Annotated in this window: 22 protein-coding genes and 4 pseudogenes; 15 read left to right on the top strand and 11 right to left on the bottom strand. The window is 43.2% G+C overall.

The features are described from left to right. Nucleotides 1-792 precede the first annotated feature (792 nt). From H3001_RS10380 to H3001_RS19475, 4 genes are all read left to right on the top strand, one after another. Nucleotides 793-1,275 carry an RNA polymerase sigma factor gene (locus tag H3001_RS10380; RefSeq protein WP_181214866.1) on the top strand — a complete coding sequence of 161 codons (483 nt, stop codon included), beginning with the start codon at nt 793-795 and terminating at the stop codon, nt 1,273-1,275. Between the two features lie 13 nt (nt 1,276-1,288). Next, nucleotides 1,289-1,870 carry a hypothetical protein gene (locus H3001_RS10375; protein WP_181214865.1) on the top strand — a complete coding sequence of 194 codons (582 nt, stop codon included), beginning with the start codon at nt 1,289-1,291 and terminating at the stop codon, nt 1,868-1,870. Between the two features lie 298 nt (nt 1,871-2,168). Continuing rightward, nucleotides 2,169-3,329: an immunoglobulin-like domain-containing protein gene (locus H3001_RS10370; protein ID WP_246368550.1), complete on the top strand. Its 1,161-nt coding sequence runs from the start codon at nt 2,169-2,171 to the stop codon at nt 3,327-3,329. A 29-nt stretch (nt 3,330-3,358) separates the two neighbouring features. Then, nucleotides 3,359-3,517 carry an energy transducer TonB gene (locus H3001_RS19475; protein ID WP_317170767.1) on the top strand — a complete coding sequence of 53 codons (159 nt, stop codon included), beginning with the start codon at nt 3,359-3,361 and terminating at the stop codon, nt 3,515-3,517. Nucleotides 3,518-3,639: 122 nt separating this feature from the next. On the opposite strand, the gene H3001_RS10365 is transcribed toward H3001_RS19475, so the two are convergent. Beyond that, a complete protein-coding gene (locus tag H3001_RS10365) occupies nt 3,640-4,071 on the bottom strand; it encodes a GNAT family N-acetyltransferase (protein WP_181214880.1) in 432 nt (143 codons plus the stop codon). 262 nt (nt 4,072-4,333) lie between these two features. Here H3001_RS10365 and H3001_RS19795 point away from each other — a divergent pair, with 262 nt between their 5' ends. Together H3001_RS19795 and H3001_RS19295 are read left to right on the top strand one after the other, a co-directional pair. After that, nucleotides 4,334-4,801 (top strand): VanW family protein, encoded by a 468-nt coding sequence (locus tag H3001_RS19795; RefSeq protein WP_394367805.1) that lies wholly within the window; start codon nt 4,334-4,336, stop codon nt 4,799-4,801. Next, a complete protein-coding gene (locus H3001_RS19295; RefSeq protein WP_219915863.1) occupies nt 4,713-5,162 on the top strand; it encodes a VanW family protein in 450 nt (149 codons plus the stop codon). The genes H3001_RS19795 and H3001_RS19295 overlap by 89 nt, the downstream gene beginning before the upstream one ends. 1,351 nt (nt 5,163-6,513) lie before the next feature. On the opposite strand, the gene H3001_RS10355 is transcribed toward H3001_RS19295, so the two are convergent. The 8 genes from H3001_RS10355 to H3001_RS10320 all read right to left on the bottom strand — a co-directional run bounded on the left by H3001_RS10355 (nt 6,514) and on the right by H3001_RS10320 (nt 20,781). Beyond that, on the bottom strand, nt 6,514-8,703 hold the full coding sequence (locus tag H3001_RS10355; protein ID WP_181214864.1) for a glutamine synthetase III family protein: 2,190 nt from the start codon (nt 8,701-8,703) through the stop codon (nt 6,514-6,516). 103 nt (nt 8,704-8,806) lie between these two features. Continuing rightward, nucleotides 8,807-10,093 (bottom strand): ammonium transporter, encoded by a 1,287-nt coding sequence (locus H3001_RS10350; RefSeq protein ID WP_181214863.1) that lies wholly within the window; start codon nt 10,091-10,093, stop codon nt 8,807-8,809. Nucleotides 10,094-10,152: 59 nt separating this feature from the next. After that, entirely contained in the window at nt 10,153-10,509 is a 357-nt protein-coding gene (locus tag H3001_RS10345) for a P-II family nitrogen regulator (protein ID WP_181214862.1), read from the bottom strand. Between the two features lie 23 nt (nt 10,510-10,532). Beyond that, on the bottom strand, nt 10,533-11,252 hold the full coding sequence (locus H3001_RS10340; RefSeq protein ID WP_181214861.1) for a hypothetical protein: 720 nt from the start codon (nt 11,250-11,252) through the stop codon (nt 10,533-10,535). Nucleotides 11,253-11,990: 738 nt separating this feature from the next. Further along, nucleotides 11,991-13,721 (bottom strand): asparagine synthase B, encoded by a 1,731-nt coding sequence (gene asnB, locus H3001_RS10335; RefSeq protein ID WP_181214860.1) that lies wholly within the window; start codon nt 13,719-13,721, stop codon nt 11,991-11,993. Nucleotides 13,722-13,926: 205 nt separating this feature from the next. Continuing rightward, entirely contained in the window at nt 13,927-15,276 is a 1,350-nt protein-coding gene (locus H3001_RS10330) for a glutamate synthase subunit beta (protein WP_181214859.1), read from the bottom strand. Nucleotides 15,277-15,426: 150 nt separating this feature from the next. Beyond that, complete coding sequence (gltB, locus tag H3001_RS10325; RefSeq protein ID WP_181214858.1) at nt 15,427-19,962, bottom strand: glutamate synthase large subunit; 4,536 nt, start codon at nt 19,960-19,962, stop codon at nt 15,427-15,429. Nucleotides 19,963-20,391: 429 nt separating this feature from the next. Further along, complete coding sequence (locus H3001_RS10320) at nt 20,392-20,781, bottom strand: hypothetical protein (protein ID WP_181214857.1); 390 nt, start codon at nt 20,779-20,781, stop codon at nt 20,392-20,394. An 823-nt stretch (nt 20,782-21,604) separates the two neighbouring features. On the opposite strand from H3001_RS10320, the gene H3001_RS10315 reads away from it, so the two are divergent. Together H3001_RS10315 and H3001_RS10310 are read left to right on the top strand one after the other, a co-directional pair. Continuing rightward, the gene (locus H3001_RS10315; protein ID WP_181214856.1) at nt 21,605-21,928 is read left to right on the top strand and encodes a LexA family protein; all 324 of its coding nucleotides are present in this window, start codon (nt 21,605-21,607) and stop codon (nt 21,926-21,928) included. A gap of 6 nt (nt 21,929-21,934) precedes the next feature. Further along, a pseudogene (locus tag H3001_RS10310) lies at nt 21,935-22,198 on the top strand (Y-family DNA polymerase); the annotation flags it as partial. Here the strand turns inward: H3001_RS10310 and H3001_RS10305 are convergent. Further along, a complete protein-coding gene (locus H3001_RS10305) occupies nt 22,196-22,852 on the bottom strand; it encodes a DUF6624 domain-containing protein (protein ID WP_317170768.1) in 657 nt (218 codons plus the stop codon). The pseudogene H3001_RS10310 and the gene H3001_RS10305 overlap by 3 nt on opposite strands. A gap of 277 nt (nt 22,853-23,129) precedes the next feature. On the opposite strand from H3001_RS10305, the pseudogene H3001_RS19790 reads away from it, so the two are divergent. The 7 genes and pseudogenes from H3001_RS19790 to H3001_RS10280 all read left to right on the top strand — a co-directional run. Then, nucleotides 23,130-23,333 (top strand): annotated as a pseudogene (locus H3001_RS19790) (Y-family DNA polymerase); the annotation flags it as partial. Between the two features lie 98 nt (nt 23,334-23,431). Then, nucleotides 23,432-23,556, top strand: a pseudogene (locus H3001_RS19470) (glucosaminidase domain-containing protein); the annotation flags it as partial. 122 nt (nt 23,557-23,678) lie between these two features. Further along, entirely contained in the window at nt 23,679-24,104 is a 426-nt protein-coding gene (locus tag H3001_RS19285) for a TfoX/Sxy family protein (RefSeq protein WP_219915862.1), read from the top strand. Nucleotides 24,105-24,108: 4 nt separating this feature from the next. Beyond that, nucleotides 24,109-24,546: a DUF3795 domain-containing protein gene (locus H3001_RS19280; protein WP_219915861.1), complete on the top strand. Its 438-nt coding sequence runs from the start codon at nt 24,109-24,111 to the stop codon at nt 24,544-24,546. Nucleotides 24,547-24,685: 139 nt separating this feature from the next. After that, nucleotides 24,686-25,243: a GNAT family N-acetyltransferase gene (locus H3001_RS10290; RefSeq protein ID WP_181214853.1), complete on the top strand. Its 558-nt coding sequence runs from the start codon at nt 24,686-24,688 to the stop codon at nt 25,241-25,243. Next, nucleotides 25,240-25,635: an SRPBCC family protein gene (locus H3001_RS10285; protein WP_181214852.1), complete on the top strand. Its 396-nt coding sequence runs from the start codon at nt 25,240-25,242 to the stop codon at nt 25,633-25,635. Before H3001_RS10290 ends, H3001_RS10285 begins: the two co-directional genes overlap by 4 nt. Beyond that, on the top strand, nt 25,632-26,153 hold the full coding sequence (locus H3001_RS10280) for a GNAT family N-acetyltransferase (protein WP_181214851.1): 522 nt from the start codon (nt 25,632-25,634) through the stop codon (nt 26,151-26,153). Before H3001_RS10285 ends, H3001_RS10280 begins: the two co-directional genes overlap by 4 nt. Before the next feature lie 178 nt (nt 26,154-26,331). On the opposite strand, the pseudogene H3001_RS19785 reads toward H3001_RS10280, so the two are convergent. Continuing rightward, a pseudogene (locus H3001_RS19785) lies at nt 26,332-26,470 on the bottom strand (IS982 family transposase); the annotation flags it as partial. Nucleotides 26,471-26,830 lie beyond the last annotated feature (360 nt).

The following is a 26,830-nucleotide window of genomic DNA, read 5'->3' as shown; positions in this document are numbered from 1 at the left end:
TATAATGGGCTTGACGGAAACTGTCCTCCGTTCAATCTCATAATAGAGACGGATAAGTCTACATAAAAACCGGCACTGGGGTAAGGGGATACTGCAGGACTGCCGGGGACAGGAATATACACAAACAGTATCGGTAAAATGTATCTATTATGCTTTGCCGGTACTGTTTGTTTTTGTTTTAGGGGCTGGAAAGGGATGCAGCATATCAGGAGATTGCCGGAAAGAAGGGCATCATCAGGCAGAGTTGCATACGGCTTCGGGGCGCAGAAAGTGCAACGGGTGGCATTTGTCTCAACTCCTTGGTATAAACTATGCGGGAATATTGTTGTATCATGCAAGTAATGTTTTTTATAATTGTCTTATCGGTGTGGTTTTATTGATTGGCGGTGCGGATGAATAAATCAACGGCGGTGATTAATGAGTTCCCGTGGCAGATTGATTTTTGTTTCGACGGCTTTTTCCTTTTGACTGAAGGTCCTTGGGGTTTACTGTAATCTTGGGAGATAAAATGTTTTTCCAGAGACCGTTAGAGGCATTGCGCTCCCCTGGCGCAAGGATAGCGCGATTATGTACCATTTATTGATTTTATCCTATTTTTATCAATATGAATGTATAGTTTTTGGACCACTGCGTGGTCTAATAAGTAGAGTATGAATAAAAAGAAATATGTTTTCACCAGTTGGTTATATTTCTTAATATCGATAATTATGGTTGATAGATACAAAGATAATCGATATGAACGTATAGTTTTCTGGCTGCTTTGTGGTCTAATAATAAAAAACAGAATGTAGAATGAATTCGAAAGAACAACAGTTTATGAATATCATCAGAGAGCATGAACAGACCATTTACACAGTTTGTTACATGTTTTCTAAGGATGAGGAAGAGGTAAATGACCTCTATCAGGACATTCTTGTCCGTTTGTGGAAAGGTTTCGAAACCTTCGAGGGAAAAAGCGATATCCGAACGTGGATTTATCGCGTCAGTTTGAACTACTGCATCAATTTCAGCAACCGTCAGAAGAAGCAGAGGGAATGTCTGAATCTGGATACCGGTTTTCTGTCAGAAGGAAGTAATCTTGAAAAGAATTTACAGATAAAGCAGCTTTATAAGCGAATCAATATGTTGGGACTGATTGACAGAAGCGTGGTCCTGTTGTGGCTTGAAGGCCTGAGCTACGATGAGATTGGCGCTATCCTAGGAATTTCTGTTAAGAATGTCTCATTCAAGTTGGTACGCATCAAAGAAAAACTTAAAAAAATGTCTAACATCTAACAAAAGGAATTGTATGGAAATCAATGTTGAAAAAGAACTTCAGGCACTGAAGTCGGAATATAATTTGTTTAAAGAAGAATTGGGAAAGCAAGATAAAGTGAACGAAAAGTTTTTCAAGGCACTGAGGAAACGGCCAACCTTGGCCATAAGCAAGGAGATGAAAGATAGAATGTTACTTGATGTCTTGACGATACCTGCGGTAATAATTATTTGCATAACTGCAGACTGGCCTTTGTTGTTTGGAATATTGGTATCTTTGTGCGCTTTGGCAGATTTGGGCGTCAGCCTATGGGTAAGCCGCAAACTTGGTATGGATAATCTGTTAAACGACGATGTACGGACGGTCACAGGCAAAATTATGAGTTATCGTAAATTCTATAATAGAGCACTGCTTGCCAGCATAGTCCCTCTGACTGCTATGTTTACCTATATTTTTCTGCGCCTGTATACTCTGACGGACGATCCTGCTACAATACGACTCATTACTTTATCAGGAGTTGTATCTATTGGAATTGCTGCTATGATAACATTACGGCGGTATAACAAACACATGGAAAGCTGCAAGGAACTGTTGGAGGAGTTTAGAGAACAATGAGCTCAGCTATCTTGCTATGCGGTTGAATAGAATATTATAGATCATATTTGCATCTTCAAATCCGGAGCTGAAAATGCTTTTAAATATTGGTAATCCATGATTTAATCAGATTCAACTGGAGCAAATTGTCAGATTATATCGAGGGACAAAGTTCACGTCCCTCGATGTAATCTGTGTAAGAAAGAATTATCTAGCAAGAAGATTCGGTAAAAATACATAGGATACATTCTTATTTATCAAAGTAAAATGTAATTTTATCTTCATATTGGGAAGATAAACACGGGAAAAGGATGAAACAATGAAAAGAGAAAGATTTTTTATACTGGCTTGTGCTTTTCTGCTGACCGTGAATTGTACCGGCAGAGCGGAGCAAATGGGTGTGAAGCCTCCTGAACCATCCTCTCAACCACAAGTGTTTGACCGGAGTGAGGGCTGGAAAATAATCAGAGCGCTGAGCAAGGCATATGGTGATGACTCCACCATGACTGGAGATTTCGTTGGAAGTACCCGCTGTCCCTCGTTTCTGGAGGGTCGCTATTTTGAAGGGAATACGCTGGTCCTTCAGGTGCGGGGCGATACGCTGCGTGCACGGGAAATATTGGAAACGGTGTCGGGAAGCAAGGCCTTCCGTATCGAAATGATGACGGACAGCATATTTTCTGAAAAGCAGCTTCAAACTCTCTTGGATGAACTGAACCGACGGTATAATGCTTTGCCGAAAGGTAAATTGAAGGCGAATATGGTGAGTTGGGGAAGGACGGCACATCTTATCAATGTGACATTGGTTCATAATACGCCGGAAGCCCGTGCGGAGTTCTGCAGGTTGCTTATGGATTCGCCTGCTATCCGTTTCTCGGGTCCGGAAAATCCTGTCCGGAATAATACCACCGGTGTATCCGAAGCATACGGTATTTGTCTGTATCCGGAATATACAGTTTATCCGGATACGACTTCTGCTGCTTCATTTATTCTCTTGAACGGAAGCGACCGGCAGATTACTTGTGGCATGCATTACTTCATTACGTATGAAGGTACGGATAGCCAATGGTATGAGCTGCCTATCAATACCGTTGCAGTGGATATTGCTTTTGTGGTTGCTCCAGGCGCTTCCCGTCGGTTTGTGGCCAGTCTGTATCCGGAAATCCATGACAATGCACCGGGACGTTATCGTTTTTTTTACGATGTGTCCCTACAATCAAAAGAAAATATCCGGATGATGACAGAATTTCGTCTGACGGATAATTACGAAGAGGCCGGACGGGCCGAAATGACTCCAGTACCGAAAAACGTCAGTAGAAATTATGTGGAGATTCCGAAAGAAAATGAGCAGACAGTTTATCAGGTAGTGGAAGAGATGCCGGAGTTCCCCGGCGGAATGCCTGGCTTGTTGGATTTTATCCGGAGGCATCTGCAACATGAAAAAGCAGAAACAATGCGGCGTTCATCATTCAAATCGTAGTTGATAAGGAGGGGAATGTCACAGCTCCGGTGATACTGAGAGGGGTAAATCCGACGTTGGATAAGGAAGCTCTGCGCGTTGTCAGTCTGATGCCGAAATGGAAACCGGGTCGACAGAAAGGAAAGAACAGGAATGTACAGTTTACTTTCCCGGTAACTTTTGAACCTTCTGTGCGGAAAGCAAATTAGTTTTAGTAGAAGGTATGACAATATTTTTGTAAATAAAAATGGACTATGATGTTCTGTAATGCAGCGACACCTAAAGGACTCTAATGAGTCAAGTGTGCGATAATGAAGTTCTACATAGAGTACTAAATAGTTGACAGCTGCATGTGCAGAATCGGATATGCCATGCCTTCACCATCAACTGCTGAACGTGCTACGATTGAGAATCCTATATGTTGATAAAATTTTACAGCCTGTAAATTCTGTTCATTCACATCCACTTTACTGACGCTAAGATTGTGAATTGCATGTAAAACCAATTTTTTACCGATGCCCATACTACGGTAGTCGTTATGCACGAACAGCATTTCGATGTTGCTATTGGCCGTCCCTATAAAACCTACCAGCTTCTGGTCTTGCTCAAATCCATACAGACTTACGTATCGGAAATAATTGATAAGATTTTCTTTGTAATATAAGAAGTCTTCCTGCTTCAAAAAATCATGTGTGTGAAGTACGGCACTTTCCCATATTCCCACCAGAACAGGATAGTCTGTTTCTTTAATTTCTCGGATTATCTGTGATTTCATTTTATAGAGTAGGATGTATATTTTATTGATAGCAGTTGCGTAACCGGATTCATTGTCTGTTTAGCTGCAAAGATAAGAAAGATACTTAATAGCAGTAATGGTAAATGTGGAAAATATTAGTCTTATAGTAGGGTGTAAGAAAGAATCATCTGGCCAGGAGATTCGGTAAAAACACATAGGATACATTCTTATTTATCAAAGTAAAAATGTAATTTTATCTTCATATTGGGAAGATAAAATTAAGAACTGCATGGCTAATACTAGGAAAAGAAAATTATTCTGTGAACTTTCACCCTGGACATATCAGATATCCAGAAAAAAATGTATTTTGCTGCGTCATCTGAAGGACCTTTTCAGCCGGGAGAAGCTGGCTTGTGAAAAAAGTACAGAGCGCTTGCCGGTTCTGGTATACCGGCATAGTTCGCTGATCCGCAGGAGACTCGGGAATACTGAAATGCAATTGCAGGAGAACAAGGCTGTGAATCTGTCACTTGCGTCTCCCTGTGTAAATGGAATTCTGATCCGGCCGGGCGAGACATTCTCTTTCTGGAAACTGGTAGGCCCTGATGATAAGCGGCATGGCTATAAGAAGGGACTGACGATTTCAAAGGGGCGGGCTTCACAGGGATATGGGGGGAGGACTGTGTCAGTTTACCAACCTGATTCATTGGATGGTGATGCATTCCGAATTAAGGATTGTGGAACATCATCATCATGACGGGCTGGATCTGTTTCCCGATTATCACCGGCAGATTCCATTCGGTACAGGTACGAGCATTGTCTATAATTATTTGGATTACCGTTTCCGCAACGATACGGATAATGTGTATCAGTTATTGGTGTTCACTGATGGAGAATACCTGAGAGGTGAATTGCGTTCGGAACATCCTCAAGCTTACAGTTATCACATTCATGCAGAAAATGAATTCTTTTCCAGAGAGAATGGCATTGTGTTCCGGAATGGCTCTGTCATTCGTGACACAATTGATAAAGTGACGGGAAAGTGCATCCAACGGGAGGTAATCCGGAAAAACCATGCGCGGGTGATGTATGATCCTTCGGGATTGGAGATTATCTAATGCAGATTGCCGGTATGAAACTACCGGCAATCGCCCAGGATGTTGAAAGACTTATCATGAAATTGTCTCAGGGGGAGAAATCTCCTTTCAGGCTATGCCCAATATTGGCATGGCCTTTATTGTAGGCTTATGATTTAAAAAACGATATAATGAAATTGGTTTTTGCTGTTAAAATCTTTATCTTCTTTCTCATTTATCTGTACGACTGAGGTTGTTCCTTTTTCGGGATGGTCCTTTTGAGTGCAAGAAATTTCCTTGCTTATCGCGATGATTAAAGGTGTGCTTTTTGAAAAACAATTTTGTGATGGCTGTTTTGTTAGCCATAGAGGGAAAGAAAGCGTCCGTTTTGTAAAGAAAATGATTTGCGAACTTTTTGTTTTGGGGAAACAGTTTATTATCAGTATATTATGAAAAATGATATAAAAAGAGAGTGTTTTAAAATTTCGCAAATGTGTGTGTGGTTGTTGTATCTGTTTTGATTTGCGAAAAAACTTCGGATTCTTGATTTTTTTTATTTTTGTAATTGTCTGTAAATCATATTATTGTGATTATGACTTTTTGTCTGTTTTCGCAAATGTCATTATTTGTTTAGACCGGACTTAGTCTTGCGAAAATGTAATATGGTGAAAATGAGTTTGATATGTGAAAAAATGTCTTGCTTTATTTGGAATGATGCAATAAAATAGGTAGATTTGCGAAAATATTAGTGGTGAATCTTTAATATTCTGGTTTTTAGAGGTTTATTTATAAAATAAAATTCCAACTGATACGGTAATGCGCTCTTTTACAGTCTGTTTATGAGTATTCCATTAGAACAAGGATTAAGACACTTCTTTATTTGGGCAAGCCATTGTGATATTGTCGTTTATGAGTATTCCATTAGAACAAGGATTATAACTGGTTGAAGTGAGCTCATTAATCATATTCTGCTTTTGAATATGAGCGCTTCGGGATATTGACAGTAAAATTTCGGAAACAGTGATATACATTCTCAAAAAAGCAGATTTATCTTCTTATGAAGATATCTAGTAATGGCTTAGGAGCAGAAGTGCGACAGTCTTGATACTGGCAAGATAAACCAGTCTATGCAGCCTTCTCTGCTTCCTGTTCTTGCCAACAGGTTCCGGGACTGTTTGTCACTTTGCGTGGAGTCATGGGGATGGAGTATCTGGAGTTACTGCTGAACAGATATAATTTGATGTATTGATTGGGAATATGTATTTTACCGAAGGCTTGTGAGCATTGAAGATATCATCATGAGAGATGGGAGAGAAGTCTTTGGAATATAAATAAACACAGAGGAGAGGTGCTGTAAGGCAACTCTCCTCTGTGTTTGATGATTCGTGTCCTGTTACCTGATAAACAGCAACTCTCTGTATTTGGGTAACGTCCACATCTGGTTGTCAACAATCAGCTCCAGCTTGTCGATGTGATAACGTATCTCTTCCATGGCAGGAACGATGGTATCGTGATAGGCGATAGCTTTGCTGCGTTCACATTCCATCTTGTTAGCCACTTTGCGGGCTTCAATCATGGCATCCACGTGTTCTTTGATGAAAGCGGTACGGTTGGCAATCTCTTCTATCAATTCCAGATTCTTTGCCGAAAGCCGGGCGGCTTTTTCAGCCGGGAAGAGCTCCTTCATCTTGTAGACATTGTCTATCAGTCCTGTCTGGTACTGAGTGGCTACGGGAATGATGTGGTTCATAGCCAGATCGCCTAAAACGCGGGCCTCAATCTGAATTTTCTTGGTATAAGTCTCCCATTTCACTTCATTGCGAGCTTCCAGTTCTTTCCTGCTCATTACTCCTGTCGATTCGAACATGGCGATGCTTTCCGGTTTCAGGTAATTGTCGAAGATGAGAGGAACACTTGTCTCACAATCCAAGCCACGGCGGTCCGCTTCGGCCTTCCATTCATCACTGTAACCGTTTCCGTCGAAATGGATAGGTTTGCATATTTTGATGTATTTACGGATAACATCCAGGATGGCCGAGATCTTAGGCTCTCCTTTTTCTATCAGTTCGTCCACATCTTTCTTGAATTGTGTCAGCTGTTCCGCCAAGGCTGTGTTCAGGGCAATCATGGCACTGGCACAGTTTGCCTCTGAACCTACGGCACGGAATTCGAAACGATTACCGGTGAAGGCAAACGGACTCGTACGGTTGCGGTCGGTGTTGTCGATGAGCAGTTCCGGAATCTGCGGAATATCCAGCTTCATGCCTTGCTTGCCGCTGAGACCAATCAGTCCGTCTTTTGTACTTTCCTCGATGTGCTCGAGTACCTGGCTCAGCTGTTTGCCCAGGAAAGAAGAAATAATTGCAGGAGGTGCTTCATTGGCTCCCAGACGGTGTGCGTTGGTGGCACTTGATATGGAGGCCTTTAACAGACCGTTGTGGCGGTATACTGCCATCAGTGTGTTGACCACGAAAGTGATGAAACGCAAGTTTTCTTCGGGCAGTTTACCGGGGGCATAAAGCAGAATGCCGGTATCGGTCCCCAGTGACCAGTTATTGTGCTTGCCGCTTCCGTTTACTCCTTTAAACGGCTTTTCGTGCAGCAGTACGCGGAATCCGTGGTTGCGCGCTATTTTGCGCATCAGTGCCATAATAAGCATGTTGTGGTCGACCGCCAGGTTGCATTCTTCAAAGATAGGAGCCAGCTCGAACTGGTTGGGAGCCACTTCGTTGTGGCGTGTTTTTACAGGAATGCCCAACTTCAATGCTTCGATTTCCAGTTCTTTCATAAAGGCTGCCACACGGGGAGGGATAGCACCGAAGTAATGGTCTTCCAGCTGCTGGTTCTTGGCAGAGTCGTGTCCGGTCAGTGTACGGCCAGTCATCAGAAGGTCGGGACGGGCAGCGTACAAGCCTTCATCAACCAGGAAATATTCCTGTTCCCAGCCCAGATAGGCATATACTTTCTTGACGTCAGGGTTGAAATAGTGGCATACTTCTACGGTAGCCTTGTCCACAGCACGCAACGCTTTCAGCAACGGAGCTTTATAGTCGAGTGATTCGCCGGTATAGGCGATAAAGATTGTTGGGATGCACAGGGTATCATCTACGATGAAGGCGGGTGATGACGGATCCCATGCCGAGTAACCACGTGCTTCGAATGTATTGCGGATTCCGCCATTGGGGAAACTGGAGGCATCCGGTTCCTGCTGTACCAGCAGTTTTCCTGTAAACTCTTCCATCATGCCTCCTTTGCCATCGTGTTCGATGAAGGCATCGTGCTTTTCGGCCGTACCTTCGGTCAGCGGGTGGAACCAGTGGGTGTAGTGGGTAGCTCCCATTTCAATCGCCCATTTTTTCATGCCCTCAGCTACTTCATCGGCAATGCTACGGTCCAGCGGGGCACCGTTGTCGATTACGTCGATTAATTTGGCGTATACTTTGCTGTTCAGATACCTGAACATCTTTTCCTTGTTGAAAACATACATGGCAAAATATTCCGAGGGGCGTTTCTCGGGAATGGCCACTGCAACGGGTCTTTTTTTGAACGCCGTTTCGACTACTCTGAATCTCAGTTTTGACATAATATCGTTATAATTTGTGGGTTTAAGATGATATGTTTGAATAAAATTTCTCTTTTGGGTCTTGTTCCCGGGAAGGCGGTCAAACCCGCCCGGGATTATGTTGTCAGTTATAGGCTGACTCTCCGTGTTCGTAGATGTCGAGACCTTCTTCTTCGATACGTGCCGGTACACGTAAGCCATGAATCTTGTCGAGTATCTTGAAGATGATGAAGCCCATGACGGCTGCCCAGGCACCTATCACTATAGCACCGAATACCTGTGCTCCAAAGAATCCCCAGCCGGCACCGTAGAACAGACCTTCGCTGGTGGACAGCAGTCCGGTAAGGATGGTTCCGGTGAATCCACATACTCCGTGTACAGAACTAGCTCCTACAGGGTCGTCAATCTTCAGTACGCGGTCGATGAATTCTACTGCATAGATCATCAGAACTCCGCAGATGGTTCCGATAAGAACGGCTCCCAGCGGTGATACGGCATCGCATCCGGCGGTAACACCTACCAGGCCTGCCAGAATACCGTTCAGTGTGAGTGAAAGTGACGGCTTGCCGTATTTTATCCAGCTTACGAGCAGTGCGATGAAGCCACCGGCACAAGCCGCCAGGTTGGTGTTGAGGAATACCAGTGAGATAGCTACCTGGTCCTCAGTAGTAGCAGCAGCCAGTTGTGAACCGGGATTGAATCCAAACCAGCCGAACCACAGAATGAAGACACCCAAGGCTGCGATTGTCAGGTTGTGACCAGGGATGGCTTTTGACTTTCCGTCTTTTCCGTATTTGCCGAGGCGCGGCCCCAGGATGGCAGCTCCGACCAGGGCAATCCAGCCACCTACGGAGTGTACAATGGTCGATCCGGCAAAATCGTGGAAAGTCGTTCCGAAGGTGTTCATCATGAATGAGCCTTCATCGCCGTTCATCAACCAGCCGCCTCCCCATGTCCAGTGTCCCGATACCGGATAGATCAGCACACTGATAAAAATGGTATAAACTAAATACATGGAGAATTTAGTGCGCTCGGCCATGGCACCTGAAACAATGGTGGCCGAAGTGGCACAGAATACGGTCTGGAACACGAGAAATCCTTCGGTAGGAAGCGAGGCCGAGTCGGGCACACCGTTGCTGTCGAACAGCAGGCTCATGAAATGAGGAGTTCCGAAGAAATCGCCGAGCCCGAACATGATGCCGAACCCTATGAACCAATAGAGCAGTGAACCTAACATGAAGTCGACAAAGTTTTTCATCAGGATGTTTGCCGTATTTTTTGTACGTGTAAATCCTGCCTCTACCAATGCGAAACCCGGTTGCATGAAGAATACCAGCATGGCTGCCAATAACATCCATACGGTGTTGACGCCCGAAACCAATTGCGCCAGTGTATCAGTTGTTGTATCCATAATCTTTGTACTTTAGTTGTATTTATATTTTGGTTTTTGTGTAGGTTGTGAGTCGTGTACTATCTTTCTTGTTCTGCATTGTAGAGGGCTATGTCGCCACGCTCACCGGTGCGTATGCGTATGGCATCTTCGATTGGAATAATGAAGATACGTCCGTCGCCTATCTCGCCTGTCTGGGCTGCCTTCATGATAGCCTGTACGGTTTTCTCCACATTTTTGTCACGCACTACAATCGAGATAAGAATACGCTCGATGGAACTGGTGTCGTACATGACCCCACGGTAGATGCGGGCTTCTCTAGACTTTCCAATTCCCCTGACATCGTAGTAGGAGAACCATTCGATATCCGCTTTGAGCAGTGCGTCTTTCACTTCCTCAAATTTGGTCTTGCGGATGATAGCTTCAATCTTTTTCATACCTTAAATTATTTATGATTGTTTCAGAAACTTATTCCAGCTACAAAGTAGGCCCCTTCGGTGCGTGGGTTCCAGGTGGCTTTGACAAACAATGGGAGTGAGAAACTGTCGGTTATACGGACCTCCTTGCTTGCTGACAGGCTGATATCGCATACGGTGAAACCGTCTGATCCCGGACAATTGTCTGTCGCATTGTAGAAACTTGTTTCCCATGGGGTAGCACCGATTTCAGCAGCCCAGTCCAGTCCGCCAAGTTTGAAAGGCGCAGCTACCGAAATGTAGGAGGAGTAGGCACGGCTGCCATCATACTTCATATAGTCGGCACCGGCAAAGTTGGTATACCAGTTGACCGCTACCGGACCGAAGTCATATCCGATCTGCGCTTCGAATACATGCGATGTGTCATGCGCATCGTAGTGCAGATACCCCTTTCCGCCATTGAACCAGTAGTCGGTAACCGATATGCTGAATCCTCCGACTGTATATCCCAAAGTCAGATCCATTTTTTTGGTATCGGAACTTTCCAGTCCTACGGAGCCCCATGCACTGACGGAAAAACCTTTGTAAGACAACGTCAGGCCTGGTTGTATGCTGACACCTCCCAAGTCCTGTCCGCGCCAGATGTAACCGCTTACAAGATCGGCACCGGCCGATGCTTCCACCTTGTCTTGAGCTTTTGCTTCACAAGCTGCAGATAATAGCGCGATGGCTATCACTCCTGTTTTCAATCTTCCTGTTTTCATACCTATAAACCTATTTAAAAAGTGAGTAAGTAAGATCAGTGACATTGCTTATCAGAAGAAGTGCATGTCTTCTTTTTATTCTTCTCCATTGATTTCCCCTTCGAATACCTGAGTCGCTACTTCCGTCATCTGTATTGTCGGATTTGTTGATTCTGTTCAATGGGAAAGGTTTTATTGGCTTTATCCTGTCATTATGATTTTTATTTATGTAATAATATATCTGTTTGTTTTTTCTATAATGCAAATGTACATCATTTTGTTTTTGCTACATTCGTATTGATGTTTAATTTCTACGCTTTTTAAATAAATGTTTCATATTGCAATAATATATCCTTATAATATTATAGATTAAAATATTAAAATCGAATATTATTATAAATTGAAATATTTCCCGATAATTGAGTAAAAGATAAATATTTATTTGGTGTGTTTCTGTTACTGACCTGTCTGGCTATGTGTAATAGCTTACGCACAAAAAATGATATCAATCGGCCTTTTCCTGTAAATGTGATGTAACCGGACAGTTATCTTGCCGAAAGTAGCTCTTTGTCCTTATTTAGGAGCAATAGGTAACATTCGAATTGAGAGAGTCAATTTTTTATCTGGAAGAATAAATTTGAGGTCTGGTTTATTGCTCTAGATACAAAGAAAAGAGTGCGCAATATTAAAGGAAAAAAGAAATATTGTTCCTTAATATTGCACACCCTCTTTCAGGTTTGCATGATATGGAGCCGCTTATCAATATGCCTGTTTGTGGACTCCGGAAACGGCACGGCCACTGGGGTCATTCAGGTTTTTGAAACTGGCATCCCAAGCCAGGGCTTCGGCGGTTGAGCATGCTACGCTCGGTACGCTGGGTACCGAGCGGGCTGCCGATTCACTTGGAAAATGTTCCTCGAAAATGCTGCGATAATAGTATTCTTCCTTGTTCTGTGGCGGATTGATCGGAAAGCGTTCGGAAGCATGGGCCATTTGCTCGTCGCTTACAGCAGCAGAGGTCATGGCTTTTAGGGTATCTATCCACGAATATCCCACACCGTCTGAGAATTGCTCTTTCTGTCGCCAGGCAACACTATCGGGAAGAAGTGAGGAAAATGCATCGCGTACCACTTTCTTTTCTATGGTCTGGCCCGGGCACATCTTAACAGCGGGATTGATACGCATGGCTACATCGAGGAAATCCTTGTCGAGAAAAGGTACACGTCCTTCTACTCCCCATGCCGAGAGTGACTTATTGGCACGAAGACAGTCGTACATATAGAGCTTGGAAAGTTTGCGTACGGTTTCTTCGTGGAAAGCCTGTGGGGTGGGGGCTTTATGGAAATAGAGGTAACCTCCGAACACTTCGTCGGCTCCTTCACCGCTAAGTACCATCTTGATTCCCATCGATTTGATGACACGTGCCAGCAGATACATTGGAGTGGAAGCGCGTACGGTAGTAACATCGTATGTCTCAATGTAGTAGATGACGTCGCGAATGGCGTCCAGCCCTTCCTGAATGGTGTAATTGATCTCATGATGTACGGTTCCGATATGTTCGGCTACCAGACGTGCTTTTTCCAGATCGGGAGCTCCTTTTAAGCCCACGGCAAAGGAGTGCAGTTGCGGCCACCAGGCTGCCTGGGTACTGTCTGTCTCTACACGCTTGGCTGCATAGAGTTTGGCCACTGCCGAGATGACGGACGAATCGAGCCCTCCTGATAAAAGTACTCCATAGGGAACATCGCTCATCAGTTGTCGGCGAACGGCATCTTCAAGGGCGGTACGTATGGCTGACACTTGCATCTGATATGCTTCGGGATCGTTGGCTGAAAATGCAGATACGCGTGTTTCATTATTTGCTTTATCACTGTAATTATCTTTGACAGCATCGTATTCGTTCCATTCCCTGTGGTACCACGGACGCATTTCTCCTTCGCGGCTCCAATAATAATGTCCGGGCAAGAATGGTTCGTATTCATCGCACATGCCTTCCAAGGCTTTTAATTCACTGGCGCAATAGACTGTTCCATCCTTGTCTCTGCCAATATAAAGAGGTATGACACCGATAGGATCGCGAGCTATGAGAAACTCATCCCGTTCTTCATCGTAGAGGGCGAAGGCGAAGATACCACTCAGCCGTTCGATGAAGTCTTTTCCGTAACGCCGGTATAGAGCAAGGATGACTTCGCAATCGCTGCCTGTCTGAAATTCATAATCACCTGCGAAGTCGTTCCGGATATCACGATGATTATAGATTTCTCCGTTTACGGCAAGGACTTGTTTTCGGTCGGGTGCGAAGAGCGGCTGTCCTCCACTCTGAGGATCAACAATGGAGAGTCGTTCGTGTGCCAGTATGGCTGATCCGCCACAATAGATTCCGCTCCAGTCGGGACCGCGGTGTCGGATGCGTTTGGCCATGATGAGAGCTTTTTGCCTCAGTTCTGGCGTCTGATACTTAATATTGAAAATGCAGGCTATTCCACACATACTATTTATGTTTTTATTAAGGACTGGTAATAATCTTATCAAAGTTCTGCAGGTTCATTTATTGCAAGTTGTACTTTTCAGTTGCTGATGAGCAGGGGAGTACCGGTTCTTCTTGCTTTTCGGGTATAAACGGTTGGTTTATCCGGTCAACCTGCCGGTCCTATCAGAATAATGCAGAATGACCCGCAAAACTTCAATAACAAATTTATTTCTCCTTTTCAGATAACATCTGTTCGATATCTTTGGCAGCACGTCTTCCGTCAGCAAGGCATTTTACCACAAGCGAAGCTCCAGTGGCAGCATCGCCGGCTATCACGACATTGGAAGGAAGTTCCGGATGTCTGGGCTTCAGGAACCCCATAGCCAAAAGTACCATATCTGCCTCGATGATCTCTTTTTTGCCGGTAGCCTTCATTACAGGCCGTCCGCTATCCGTGTCTGTAATCCATTCCACTTCTTCCACTTCGACTCCGGTTACACGCCCGTTTCGTCCGATGAATTTGGTCGAGTTCAGGCTCCACCGCCGTGTGCAACCCTCTTCGTGGCTGGAAGTCGTTTTCAGTACGACGGGCCATTGAGGCCAGGGGGTAGCCGGATTATGTCCTACAGGCGGTTTGGGCATGATTTCAATCTGAGTGACACTTACGGCTCCTTGTCGGATACTGGTACCGATACAGTCACTGCCTGTATCTCCGCCGCCGATGACGAGTACCTTCTTGCCACGTGCGTTTACCAGTTGCTCTTTGGAGAATGTTTCTCCGTCCAAAATCCGGTTCTGCTGTGCCAGCATGTCGAGTGCGAAATAGATGCCTTTCAACTCTCTTCCAGGGATATTCAGGTCACGGGCTTCCGGGGTTCCGGTACACAAGGCATAGGCATCGAATCCTTCCGGAAGTTTTTCCACATCGACCGTTACTCCCATCTCCATGTGGATACCTTCTTTTTTGAGAAGTCTCATGCGCCGGTCGATGATTTCCTTAGGAAGCTTGAAGTTGGGGATACCGTAACGGAGAAGTCCGCCCGGCATCGGATTTTTGTCGAAGATAGTAACTTCAAACCCTTGTGCATTAAGTCTGACAGCCGTACTCAATCCGGCCGGACCGACACCGATGACTGCAACTCTCTTACCGTTTCTTACCGGTTGCTGAGGTTGAATATAACCTTCGCGGAAGGCAGCTTCGGCTATGGCTGCTTCGTTTTCGCGGATGGTGACTGGGGCATCGAATGAAAGTTTCAATACACATGACTTTTCACACAATGCAGGGCATATTCTGCCAGTAAATTCCGGAAAGTCATTGGTTTGTGATAATATTCTGTATGCCATTTCCCATTTTCCCTGGCTGAGGGCTGCCTGAAATTCCGGATCTTTGTTGCCCAGCGGACACGCCCAATGGCAAAAAGGCACTCCGCAATCCATACATCGGCTGGCCTGGAGCTTACGGTCTCGGCTGTTCAGGGTTTGCTCCACCTGGCTGAAGTCGGTGATTCTGTCTTCTACAGGTCTGTATCCCGCTTCCTGGCGGGGTATATTTAAAAATGCTTTTGAAGTTTCCATGTTGTCATTTATTTAAGCAGTTGTCACTTCATCGGAAGCTAAGAAAACAATATTCGGAAAATGAATACTGCCAGTCTTGTATCTGTAAATCAGACTGATGATAAGAATATAGACTCACACTCTTCCAATCTCTTAACTTCCTCAATAAGTTTAATAGTCTCTCTGCATGTCTGCAATTTTTTGTTGCAGTTTGCGCATCTGTTCTTCCTGCAATACCTTTTTATATTCAATAGGAACTACCTGAATGAACTGACCGGCATAGTGTGTCCAGTCGTCGAGCATGACACGTGCCAGCTTGGAACCGGTATACAGATAATGTTGCCGGATGAGTTCGTGCAACTCTTTTCTGTACGATGCCTCTTCTATCAGTGAGAGCTCTACCATTTCCATATTACAGAAATAGTCGAAGTTTCCCTCCTTGTTCCATACATAAGCCACCCCTCCACTCATACCTGCAGCAAAGTTTCGTCCGGTTTTGCCTAAAACGACTACTCGTCCTCCGGTCATGTATTCACAGCAGTGGTCGCCTACACCTTCGACTACAGCGATGGCTCCAGAGTTGCGTACAGCAAATCGTTCGCCTACACATCCGTTGATGTATACTTCTCCGCTGGTTGCACCGTACAACAGGGTGTTTCCGGCAATTGTATTCTTCTCGGCTTCAAAGTTGCTTCGTACGGGAGGCAATACTGCGATACGTCCTCCACTGAGTCCTTTACCCAGATAATCGTTGGCTTCCCCTTCCAACTTGAAGTTGACGCCAGGTACCAGAAAAGCACCGAAACTTTGTCCGGCCGAACCTTTGAACTTCACGTTAAGAGTATGTTCCGGAAGACCTTTGGCTCCGTATTTCTGGGCAATGGCTCCCGACAACATGGCTCCACAAGCACGGTCGGTATTGGCAATGGTATATTCCAAGGAGATTTCTTTTTGGTTCTCCAATGTTTCGGCAGCAGCGTGGAGGATTTCCACGTCTTTTACGCGGCTGATACCGTGTTGCTGGTCGGTGACATGGCGTATCGCTGCTTCGTTTTCCACACGGGTAAGCAATTGCGAGAAGTCGAGCAACGTATGCTTGGGATTCTTGTAATCGCGTTTGCTCCGGATGATAAGATCTGTCCGTCCGATGATGTCATCGAGTCTTTCGGCTCCGATTTCGGCCAGATATTCGCGTACTTCCTGTGCCAGGAAAGTGAAGTAGTTTACCAGATATTCGCTTCGGCCCCTGAAATGTTTACGAAGTTCGGCATCTTGAGTAGCTACTCCTACGGGGCATGTATTCTGATTGCATTTCCGCATCATCACACAACCCAGTACAATCAAGGCGGCAGTGGCAAATCCGTATTCTTCGGCACCAAGCATAGCCATCAATACCACATCACGTCCGGTTTTCAATTGTCCGTCCACTTGCAGGATGACTTGTCCGCGCAGACCGTTCAGTACCAGCGTCTGTTGTGTTTCACTTAATCCAAGTTCGGGTGAAATACCTGCATACCGGATACTTGATGCAGGTGATGCACCTGTACCTCCTTCGGCTCCAGAAATGACTATCAGGTCGGCTTTGGCTTTTGCTACACCGGCAGCAATGGTTCCGACGCCGCTTTCGGCTACCAGTTTGACGCTGATTTTTGCTCGCGGGTTTACATTTTTCAGATCGAAAATCAGTTGGGCCAGATCCTCGATGGAGTAGATGTCGTGATGGGGTGGGGGCGAGATAAGTGAAATGCCCGGAATAGAGTGAGGGGTACGTGCTATTACTTCGTCGACTTTGAATCCTGGCAACTGTCCGCCTTCACCCGGCTTTGCTCCCTGAGCCACTTTAATCTGGATTTCATCAGCATTGACCAGGTATTCAGTAGTCACGCCGAAACGTCCGGAAGCTACCTGCTTGATGGCACTTCTGGTTTCATTACCAAACCGTGAACTGTCTTCACCCCCTTCGCCAGTATTGCTACGTCCATGCAGGCGGTTCATTGCTATTGCAATGGCTTCATGGGCTTCCTGGCTGATGGCTCCGAACGACATGGCTCCGGTGACAAATCTCCGTACGATGGACTCGACAGGCTCTACACGGTTAATGTCAATGGGATTGCGCCGGAAATCCAGAAAATCGCGTAAGAAGATAGGTTGTTCTTTTTCATCCACCAGTTGGGTAAATTCTTTGAATTTCTTGTAACTTCCCGTACGTGTAGCCAGTTGCAGAGTGGCTATGGTTTCAGGGTTCCAGGCGTGTTTTTCTCCATCTTTGCGGAACGCATAGATACCGGCATTAGGCAGAAGTCCTTTGTCAGATTTTGTGCTGTCAGCACTTTCGACATCCGGTTTCTCTGTATGAGAATGAGCGGATCTGAATCTGAATTTGACAATCTCTTCCAGGCCGATACCACCTATGCACGATTTCAGTCCGCCGAAATAGGCATTGCTCAACTCCTGACTCAGACCTACAGCTTCGAATATTTTTGCCCCACGATAAGAACGGATGGTGCTGATACCCATCTTGCTCATTATTTTGAACAGACCTTTACATACGGCTTTGATGTAATTCTTCTCGGCTGTGGCATAATCCAATTGAATGTCTTTGTCGGCCACCAGCTGGTCGAGTACAGCGAAAGCCATGTAGGGATTAAGAGCGCTGGCTCCGAATCCGAGCAACAGGGCTGCATGCATCACCTCACGTATTTCTCCACTTTCTACGATAAGGGCTGTCTGTACACGCTTGCCTACCGAAATCAGGTAATGATGTACGGCGCTGACAGCCAACAGTGAAGGAATAGGAGCATGGGTATCGTTCGCTTCACGGTCGGTCAGGACAATATAGTTGACGCCTTCATTTACACTTTCTTCTGCTTGCTTGCACAGCGAGGCAATAGCTTCCTGCAAACCGTTTCTTCCTTTGGAAGTGTCGTAGAGCATAGGAAGCTTTACCGTTTTAAATCCTTTGTAGCGAATGTTGCAAAGCAAATCCAGTTGTGTATTGGTCAGTATGGGGTGATTCAGTCTTACCATCTTGCAATGCTCTGCATCGGGAGTCAGGATATTCATGCCTACAGCTCCGATATATTCGGTGAGCGACATGACCAGTTCTTCGCGGATAGGATCGATAGGCGGGTTGGTGACTTGGGCAAATTGCTGGCGGAAATAGTTGAACAGCAATTGTGGCCGGTCGCTCAATACAGCCAAGGGAGTATCGTTACCCATGGCACTTACAGGTTCTGCACCATTCTCGGCCATAGGCTGAATGATCTTCTCAATATCTTCCCGGGTATATCCAAAAATGTGGAGCATGTCATCATAATGAGGCACGCTATGTGCGACTTTTCTTCCACTTTTCAGTTCGTCCAGCTCAATACGGTTGCTGGCAAGCCATGCACGATAGGGCTTGGCTTCGGCCAGTTGGCGTTTCAGCTCATCATCATAGTAAATCCGTCCTTCTTGTGTGTCAACCAGCAGGATTTTTCCAGGCTGGAGGCGTCCTTTTTCTTTGATGTCACCCGGCTCGAAATCCATTACACCTACCTCACTGGCTACTACCATCGTGTCATTTTGGGTAATGAGGTAACGTGCAGGGCGGAGTCCGTTCCGGTCGAGCATACCGCCGGCATATCTGCCGTCGCTGAAGAGCAGGGCAGCAGGACCGTCCCATGGTTCCATCAAAATGGAATGATATTCGTAAAAAGCCTTCAGGTCTTCACTGATGGGGTTCTTTTCGTTGAAAGATTCGGGTACGAGCATGGCCATGGCATGAGGCAGGCTCATGCCTGACATGACAAGGAACTCCAGAACATTGTCCAGGGAGGCTGAATCGCTCATACCGGGTTGTACGATGGGACGTATCTCGCGTATATTTCCCAATGCAGGGGTAGACAATACCGATTCGCGGGCTTCCATCCAGCTACGGTTTCCTCGGATGGTGTTTATTTCACCGTTATGTGCCAGTAAACGGAAGGGCTGGGCAAGTCCCCATGTCGGAAAGGTGTTGGTACTGAAACGGCTGTGAACCAAAGCAAGACCGCTGGTGAAGTAACTGTTGGTCAGGTCTGGGAAATATCCCCTCAACTGCATGGATGAGAGCATGCCTTTGTAGACAATGTTCTTTGTCGACAGCGAGCATACGTAGAAATCGCTTCGGGTGGGAATATCCGATCGTCTTATGCGGTTTTCTATTCTTTTCCTTATAATATATAGTTTCCTTTCGGCTATCTGGCTGTCGGTGAACCCGGTGATAAAAATTTGTTTAATGTCAGGTTCGGCAGCCAGTGCAGCCTCACCTAAAATTTCAGGGCATGTGGAAACATTCCTCAAATGCATCAATGTGAGTCCTTCTTTTTCAATCTCTTCGATAATGATGCTGAGAATAGCTTCCTGGTCGTTCTTATCTTTGGGAAGAAACAGGATACCAGTTCCATACCGGCCTTTTTCAGGCACAGGAATTCCTTGTAATAAGATAAACTCGTGAGGAATCTGTAACATGATGCCTGCTCCGTCGCCTGTCTTGTTGTCAGCACCTTCAGCACCGCGATGACGCATGTTTTCGAGCACTTTCAGAGCCGATTCAACCAATTCGTGGCTTTTGTTTCCGTGGATGTTTACAATCATTCCTACACCACATGCATCGTGTTCGTAAGTCGGATCGTACAATCCTATTTTTTCTTTTGGCTTATTATTAAAAAGTAGGCTATTTTTCATATTTTCAATTTATATTCTTTGTAATACCTATTAAATGTGTCAAATTGTTTGGCAAATATATAATTTTGATTTCAAAAAGATAAATATTGGGTGGTATTATTCTCAGCAAAATTGATAGGGGGACTTAATTGCTTATAATTTGTTAATAATTGCGGGGTGATATATGTATATTATAATAATTATATTGCATTTTGCTTATAAATTGACATTTTTATTCCTTTTAGATAATTTTTTCTGCTGTGACTTTCCAGTCCTGGACTTTTTCGGTGAGGAAGAAAACCCGTAAGAGAGTCTTAATACAGGAAAGTCCTCGATATACAAAAAATGGCCTATTTAAAGTGAGTATTGTTATTCGTTGAAAATGTAATGCATGTTACACCCATGGGAACGTTGTCTGTAATGGTGGAGTACCCCGCAAACAAGGATACATCAAAAATGTATACATTGAATGGAGTTATATACTTTGTAAGCGTTGTCACCCTTCTTGATTTCATCTATCACCTCTTCGCTGAAGTTAAAGTAAAACACACTGTTTAAACCAAGATCAAAAGCGCATTTGTCCCAATACAATTTGCTTCCGTCCTTCTCATATAATACATTCCCTTTATAATCCTGCGAGAAAGTATACAAATTATCCACGATATTCACATCTGCACGAGTGCTTGCCATCTTATTATCATAAATCACGATGCGACTGTCTCCCGCGACAAGCGTCACCTGCGATGGGGTAATGATTGATCCTCCCTTTCCAGTACGGCTTACAGGAGATAGATCCGGGTTCGTTGTCAATGTGAACTCCGTATTTTGGAATAAATCCACATATTACCCTGTCTGGTTTTTAGGCTTACCTGATTGCCATTTATCTCATGCTTCTCAATCACTCGGACGTCATAGTCGTACTGGCTGGGAAGCACAATTGCCTTTCCATCCTGAATTGTCGGTACATTTCCGTCAGAGTAAGTCACGCTTACCGTGTTGCTCGACTCCTCATAAGTCAATTGTATCCTTTGTACACGATGTAAACAGTCCCATGAAAATGGTCAAGAACAAGAAAAATACAAAATTTTGTTGTCTCATAGTAATAAAATTAAAAATGAAAGTATAACCATATTTTTATATATGCCCTGTAACAAATTGTCATTTCTATATATTTTCCCCAAATATCTCTTTCCCTGTGGGATAAACCCACGCCCATGTATGAGCATTTTCTCTTTTTACAAAATAAGTAAAATATATATATAAAAACAAATGTATATACTGTTTGTATTTTTTACTTCTTTATCTCATTAAATTTTTAAATAAATGATAAGGAATTTGCAATTGATGTACAATTTTCTTGTCCTGAATAAAAATGAATTTGTTTGAAATGTATCTTCCATATATAACATCTTTTGTAAACTTATAGGAAAAGCGTATGCTATATGAATTATGGAACTTGTAATACGTTAATTAATAATATATTATAAGTGCATGCATATTGTTTTGAGTTTCTCAATACGATAAATAGATACTATTATTTTGATGTGATTGAAGATGTCAAGGCTTATCAGAGACAGAACCCCCACAGATTAAAACTGGCTGATATGACTGAGGTTGAGAAAGGACTTCTTCGTAAGGAAATGCTGGAGAAAGGACTACTCGGATGAACATTAAACTTACCACGTATTCTGCTGACCTGAGTAGCGAACTGACTTTGCCGTTTGCTAATCAGGGGGTAAGGGCTGGATTTCCTTTACCGGCTCAGGACTACGTGACTGGCAGTATAGACTTAAACCGGGAATTCATACGCCATCCGGCTACTACCTTTTATGCCCGTGCTTCCGGCGATTTCATGAAGGACTGCGGCATTGATGACGGCGACCTGCTTGTCATCGACAAAGCCCTGGAACCTCAGGACGGTGACATCGTTGTGGTTTTCATCGATGGAGAGTTCACACTGAAGACTGTGTGCTTTGACGATAAGTAGAAGTGTATCTGGCTTGTTCCGGCTAACGAGGAATACTGTTCATGCGAGCGCGTGTTCAATCCGCTGCTCCGTAACAAACCTGTCGTTGTTCTGAATAATAATGACGGCTGTGTCGTGGCCAGAAGCAACGAAGTAAAGGCAATGGGCATCAAGATGGGTACACCTCTCTATCAGATCCGTGAAGTCTTGGAGGCAAACAATGTGGCTGTCTTCAGTTCCAACTACAATCTGTATGGTGATATGAGCCGCCGGGTAAAAAAGATATTTTCAATTCTGCTTAAACGATTTAAACCATGAATCAAAAATAGATTCATGTAGTTTTATATTGTTTCTGTAAAATTCTTTGCTCCAGCCGTTTTTTAGTCCGCAGTCTTTCATATATTCACTCAAAGACTCAAGTCCTATTTCCTTTCTGAGCGAATCGACCTTATCAATATCTTGTAGAGGGACCAAATAATCAACTCCATTCCTGGTTATTCTTTGTGTCCCATAAACTTGTTTTTGTCCTTGATTCATAAGGCTCCTGTCAGTCAGAAAAGCATATTGCCAGCCTTTAGCCGCACCATTTCGGACGGCTTCTTTCAGTATAGGTAAATACTTATTCTGGATTAAAGAATCTTGGGAATGTTGAATACAAAGGAAAAGAGCCTCGTTCGCTTCATATCCAATATCATCGGGAGAAAGCCAATCGTATTGGTCAATGATTTCAGCAACTCTGACAGCATTTCTTCGGTCTATGTCGTCCATTATCCTTCTTATTTTATTTACATTTTGTTTCTTCTTCGAAGCATCAAGCAGTAACAATCGTATGCTTTGATCTTCAATTCTCATCTCTTTTAATTCTTCCTCAATAGAATGTAGTTCTGCATCATACTCTTTTTCATAAGCATCAAGAATTCTGATGTAGGTCTTATTAAACGACATAGTATCTTGCTTATCCAGATAATAATGACAGCTATCAATGATACTTGATAAATTTTGTGCTTCTGATTTATTGCAGAACAACAAAAGCAAACAGATATAAAAAAGTCCTTTAACATACTTCAAAAAACTAGACATAAAACACCTAACTTAGGCTATTTTTGTTTATCAAGCGCAAAGCTACATATATCCTGACACTTATTCAATACTCTGTAGGGTAGTTTTGATTATAGATGATTATAGTTTGCTATACTATTAATATCTTTGCAGTAGAATATTTATGATAGCCCTTGTCGATTGCAATAACTTCTACTGTTCATGCGAGCGCGTGTTTAATCTGTTGCTCCGTGACAAACCTGTCGTTGTTCTGAGTAACAATGACGGTTGTGTCGTGGCCAGAAGCAACGAAGTAAAGGCAATGGGCATCAAGATGTGTACACCTTTCTATCAGATCCGTGACATCTTAGAGGCAAACAATGTGGCTGTGCTCTAGTTTCCTACGGCCATAAGATTGTAAAGACCATCGGAAAGGGTACCGACATCCAGGTTACAATGGGCATTGCGCCGACAAAGACTCTGGGAACTTATTATACTAAATTCAATACAAGTATAAAGGTGGAAACTATCTGCTTTGGCTTGATGAGATTGGGTATGCGGAGGGTTCAGATTATATAATAGCTGTAATAAGAATATTAAAGACATTATAAATCTTATATATTAATGCAACATTTGATTTACATATAACCCGTTGAGTGGAAATCTTTGGATTCTGGTCATTCTTAGTATACATTATTATCACTTATATTAACTTACAGATTAAAATGGCTATATGGCAAGTAATATTGAATTTATAGAATTTATCAGTTCCCAGCTTGAAGACTTGGGCTATGTACGTTGCCGGAAGATGTTTGGTGATTATATGATTTATCTCGATGAAAAACCGATAATTCTGGTTTGCGACAATATAGCATATATAAAGAGACTCCCTGAACTCTCTGATTTGATGTCTGATGCTGAAAGCGGAATCCCTTATGAAGGGGCAAAGGAACATTACATCCAGGATGTCGAGCATAAGACAATCTTACAGGAAGTAGTGAGTAGATTATGGAAATACCTGCCATATCCCTCTCAAAAGCAATCTTCAAACGCATTAAAGAAAACAGTACATCCTTTTCGTAAGCTCCCTAATGTAGGAGTACAAACTGAGCGGGATTTACTAGCTATGGGATGGATATACTTCAATCGACTCTCTTAAAGGAGTGAAGGCAGATGATTTATATCAGAAAGAGTGTAATCTACGGGGCTGTTCTATAGACCGTTGTCAACTTTATCTATATCGTGCGCTGGAATATTATATTAACTCTGAGAATCCGGATATAGAAAAGTGTAAATGGTGGTATTGGAAAGATGATTATTTTTATCCTTCGCCATGTGGAGCAAGATGTGTAAACTGTAAGTCTTTTCCAAAAGAATGTAAAGGATGCAGAAATATTAAAGGTAAGGTGTTTTGGATTCAGTATACAGGTGATACAGTATGTCCTATATGGAAATGCTGCAGTGAACATAAGCGGAAAAATTGTGGAAACTGTCCGGATTTACCATGTGTCCGCTTCATGAAAGACCCTACAATATCAGATGAGGAAAATGAAGCCAATTTGAAAAAGATGATTGATAATCTTTCTGAATTTGTTAAATGACAGTTTATTTACCGATAGTATCTCCGTATATATAAAAAATGAATATGAAAGCAAAGATTCTTTCTTGATAATTTTCTATTTCATTGTATAACATTAAATTATAACCGAACATTTGATTCTATAACTAAATGAATGATTTATGAAAACCGAAAGACTTATACTTCGTCCGTGGACAGAAGAAGATGCTGCATCTCTCTACAAATATGCACAAGATCCGAAAATAGGACCGATAGCAGGATGGCCACCACATACGTCTGTTGAAAACAGCAGGGAGGTAATAAGGGATATACTTTCTGCTCCGGAAACTTATGCTGTAGTTTTAAAAGAGACCAATGAACCTATTGGTAGTGTAGGCATCATGTTCGGTGACGGAGTGCACAGTGCAGACATGCAGGAGGGTGATGCCGAAATTGGTTATTGGATTGGTGTCCCTTACTGGGGACAAGGGCTGATACCGGAAGCAGTTGAGTGTCTGCTCTTACGTTGTTTTTATGAACTGAATATCAAAAGAGTATGGTGCGGATATTATGACGGAAATATTAAGTCCCGCAGAGTAATGGACAAATGCGGTTTCCGTTTTCATCATACGGAAAAAGGAAAGACCTCTCCTTTAGGAGATATCCGTACGGAGCATTTTACTTTGCTGACCAAAGAGGATTGGGAGAAACGGCAAGACAAATATAAAGATGTCCCATGATAAGCACAACGATAAAATCATTTATACAGGCTGATTTAGCATCAGTCTGGCATTCAGTCACTTCACTTTATGACTATTCATGGCGAAGTGATATAAAAGATATAGAAGTTTCTGATGAGCGTCATTTCAAGGAGATAAGTAATGAAGGCTATGTAACCTGTTTTACTATTACCGTGTTAAAGCCTTTCTTGAAATATTCATTCCTTATGGATAATGAGAACTTTTCCGGGGAGTGGACAGGACATTTCAGGCAGATTGAAAATGGGACAGAAATAATTTTTACAGAGGCAATAAAACTGAAAAAATGGTGGTTATATCCTTTTGCATGGTTTTATTTGAGAATACAGCAGAAACGGTATATAGCAGACCTGAAAAGAAAATGTGAACAATGAACGAATCAACCAATTATATTATACGTCCTTTGCAAGCTGGTGAACACCATTTGCTAAGAAATTTTCTTTACGAAGCTATCTATATTCCCGAAGGTGTAGAGCCGCCATCGAAAGATGTTGTTGAATTGCCGGAATTGAAAGTTTATATTGAAAATTTCGGTAAGAAAAAAGATGATTATTGTCTGGTTGCCGAAACTGGCGGTAAGGTTGTAGGAGCTGCATGGGTACGCATCATGAATGATTACGGCCATGTAAATGATGAAACTCCTTCTCTTTCCATATCCTTGTACAAGGAATACAGGAACAAAGGTATTGGTAGCCGTTTAATGCAGGAGATAATTAAATTGCTTGTCAGTAAAGGCTATAAACATGTTTCGCTCTCCGTACAGAAGGCAAATTATGCAGTCCATATGTACCTTAAACTTGGGTTTAAAATAATAAAGGAAACAGACGAGGAATTTATTATGGTAAAGGAACTTAATGAGGAAAAGAATAATTTCCAACGTCTCATGTCATGAGAATACTGTAACCGGTTAGACAAAGAAGTCTTGGACATGATTATAAAAACAAAGGGATTTCTATCAATGATCAGTGACGTAAATGTTCCTGATAAGGATACAGGCAAGGGTGTGCTGTAGTTGCTTATCATCTGGAATAAATCTGTAGGCTATAATGGTCGCAGTCTGAAAAATGCACCGCATCACTCATACAGTTGGGCTTGTTACGATGTCTGGTCTTTTTATCCTCAATCATATATTTTCCTGTTGCAATGTAAATTCCTTGCAAAATCATTAGCCATACAATAAATCTCTGTAACTTTAGACTCTGGAAACATAGCGGTAATCGTTTAAATATTATTATTCAGCACTAAAAATTTAATACTTTTATTGCTATATTGTTAATTATCAGTGAAATATATTTATTCTTATTTCGAACTCACGTTAGATTAAATAAAATAGGGAGAATCTTGCGGTAACTGACCGTCGGATTCTCCCTTCAAAATTTCTTTAGGGACACTCAGTAAATAGTATAAAATTAGCCAACTAATTCATACACAATGTATTGCGGATTAGTTGGCTTTTTTGTATCTTTAGATATTCCCCCGAAAATAAGGTTTGGCAGCCAAAACGGGGGAAATACCCCAACAAAGATATGGCTAAGATACAAAATATTTCGGAAATACAGCCCACTTTGG

It is taken from the genome of Phocaeicola faecicola (assembly GCF_013618865.1).
Classification (GTDB): domain Bacteria; phylum Bacteroidota; class Bacteroidia; order Bacteroidales; family Bacteroidaceae; genus Phocaeicola; species Phocaeicola faecicola.
The sequence above is the reverse complement of the archived record's forward strand: the minus strand, read 5'-3'. Positions and strand labels throughout refer to the sequence as shown.

Coding starts and splice junctions, on each gene's coding strand:
- H3001_RS10345 (WP_181214862.1), bottom strand. CDS start 10,509: ATGAAAAAGATTGAAGCTATCATCCGCAAGACCAAATTTGAGGAAGTG.
- H3001_RS10330 (WP_181214859.1), bottom strand. CDS start 15,276: ATGGAAACTTCAAAAGCATTTTTAAATATACCCCGCCAGGAAGCGGGA.
- H3001_RS10305 (WP_317170768.1), bottom strand. CDS start 22,852: ATGTCGTTTAATAAGACCTACATCAGAATTCTTGATGCTTATGAAAAA.
- H3001_RS10355 (WP_181214864.1), bottom strand. CDS start 8,703: ATGTCAAAACTGAGATTCAGAGTAGTCGAAACGGCGTTCAAAAAAAGA.
- H3001_RS10370 (WP_246368550.1), top strand. CDS start 2,169: ATGAAAAGAGAAAGATTTTTTATACTGGCTTGTGCTTTTCTGCTGACC.
- H3001_RS10285 (WP_181214852.1), top strand. CDS start 25,240: ATGATAAGCACAACGATAAAATCATTTATACAGGCTGATTTAGCATCA.
- H3001_RS19295 (WP_219915863.1), top strand. CDS start 4,713: ATGGGGGGAGGACTGTGTCAGTTTACCAACCTGATTCATTGGATGGTG.
- gltB (WP_181214858.1), bottom strand. CDS start 19,962: ATGAAAAATAGCCTACTTTTTAATAATAAGCCAAAAGAAAAAATAGGA.
- H3001_RS19285 (WP_219915862.1), top strand. CDS start 23,679: ATGGCAAGTAATATTGAATTTATAGAATTTATCAGTTCCCAGCTTGAA.
- H3001_RS10340 (WP_181214861.1), bottom strand. CDS start 11,252: ATGAAAACAGGAAGATTGAAAACAGGAGTGATAGCCATCGCGCTATTA.
- H3001_RS19795 (WP_394367805.1), top strand. CDS start 4,334: ATGGCTAATACTAGGAAAAGAAAATTATTCTGTGAACTTTCACCCTGG.
- H3001_RS10350 (WP_181214863.1), bottom strand. CDS start 10,093: ATGGATACAACAACTGATACACTGGCGCAATTGGTTTCGGGCGTCAAC.
- H3001_RS10290 (WP_181214853.1), top strand. CDS start 24,686: ATGAAAACCGAAAGACTTATACTTCGTCCGTGGACAGAAGAAGATGCT.
- H3001_RS10315 (WP_181214856.1), top strand. CDS start 21,605: ATGAACATTAAACTTACCACGTATTCTGCTGACCTGAGTAGCGAACTG.
- asnB (WP_181214860.1), bottom strand. CDS start 13,721: ATGTGTGGAATAGCCTGCATTTTCAATATTAAGTATCAGACGCCAGAA.
- H3001_RS10380 (WP_181214866.1), top strand. CDS start 793: ATGAATTCGAAAGAACAACAGTTTATGAATATCATCAGAGAGCATGAA.
- H3001_RS10375 (WP_181214865.1), top strand. CDS start 1,289: ATGGAAATCAATGTTGAAAAAGAACTTCAGGCACTGAAGTCGGAATAT.
- H3001_RS10280 (WP_181214851.1), top strand. CDS start 25,632: ATGAACGAATCAACCAATTATATTATACGTCCTTTGCAAGCTGGTGAA.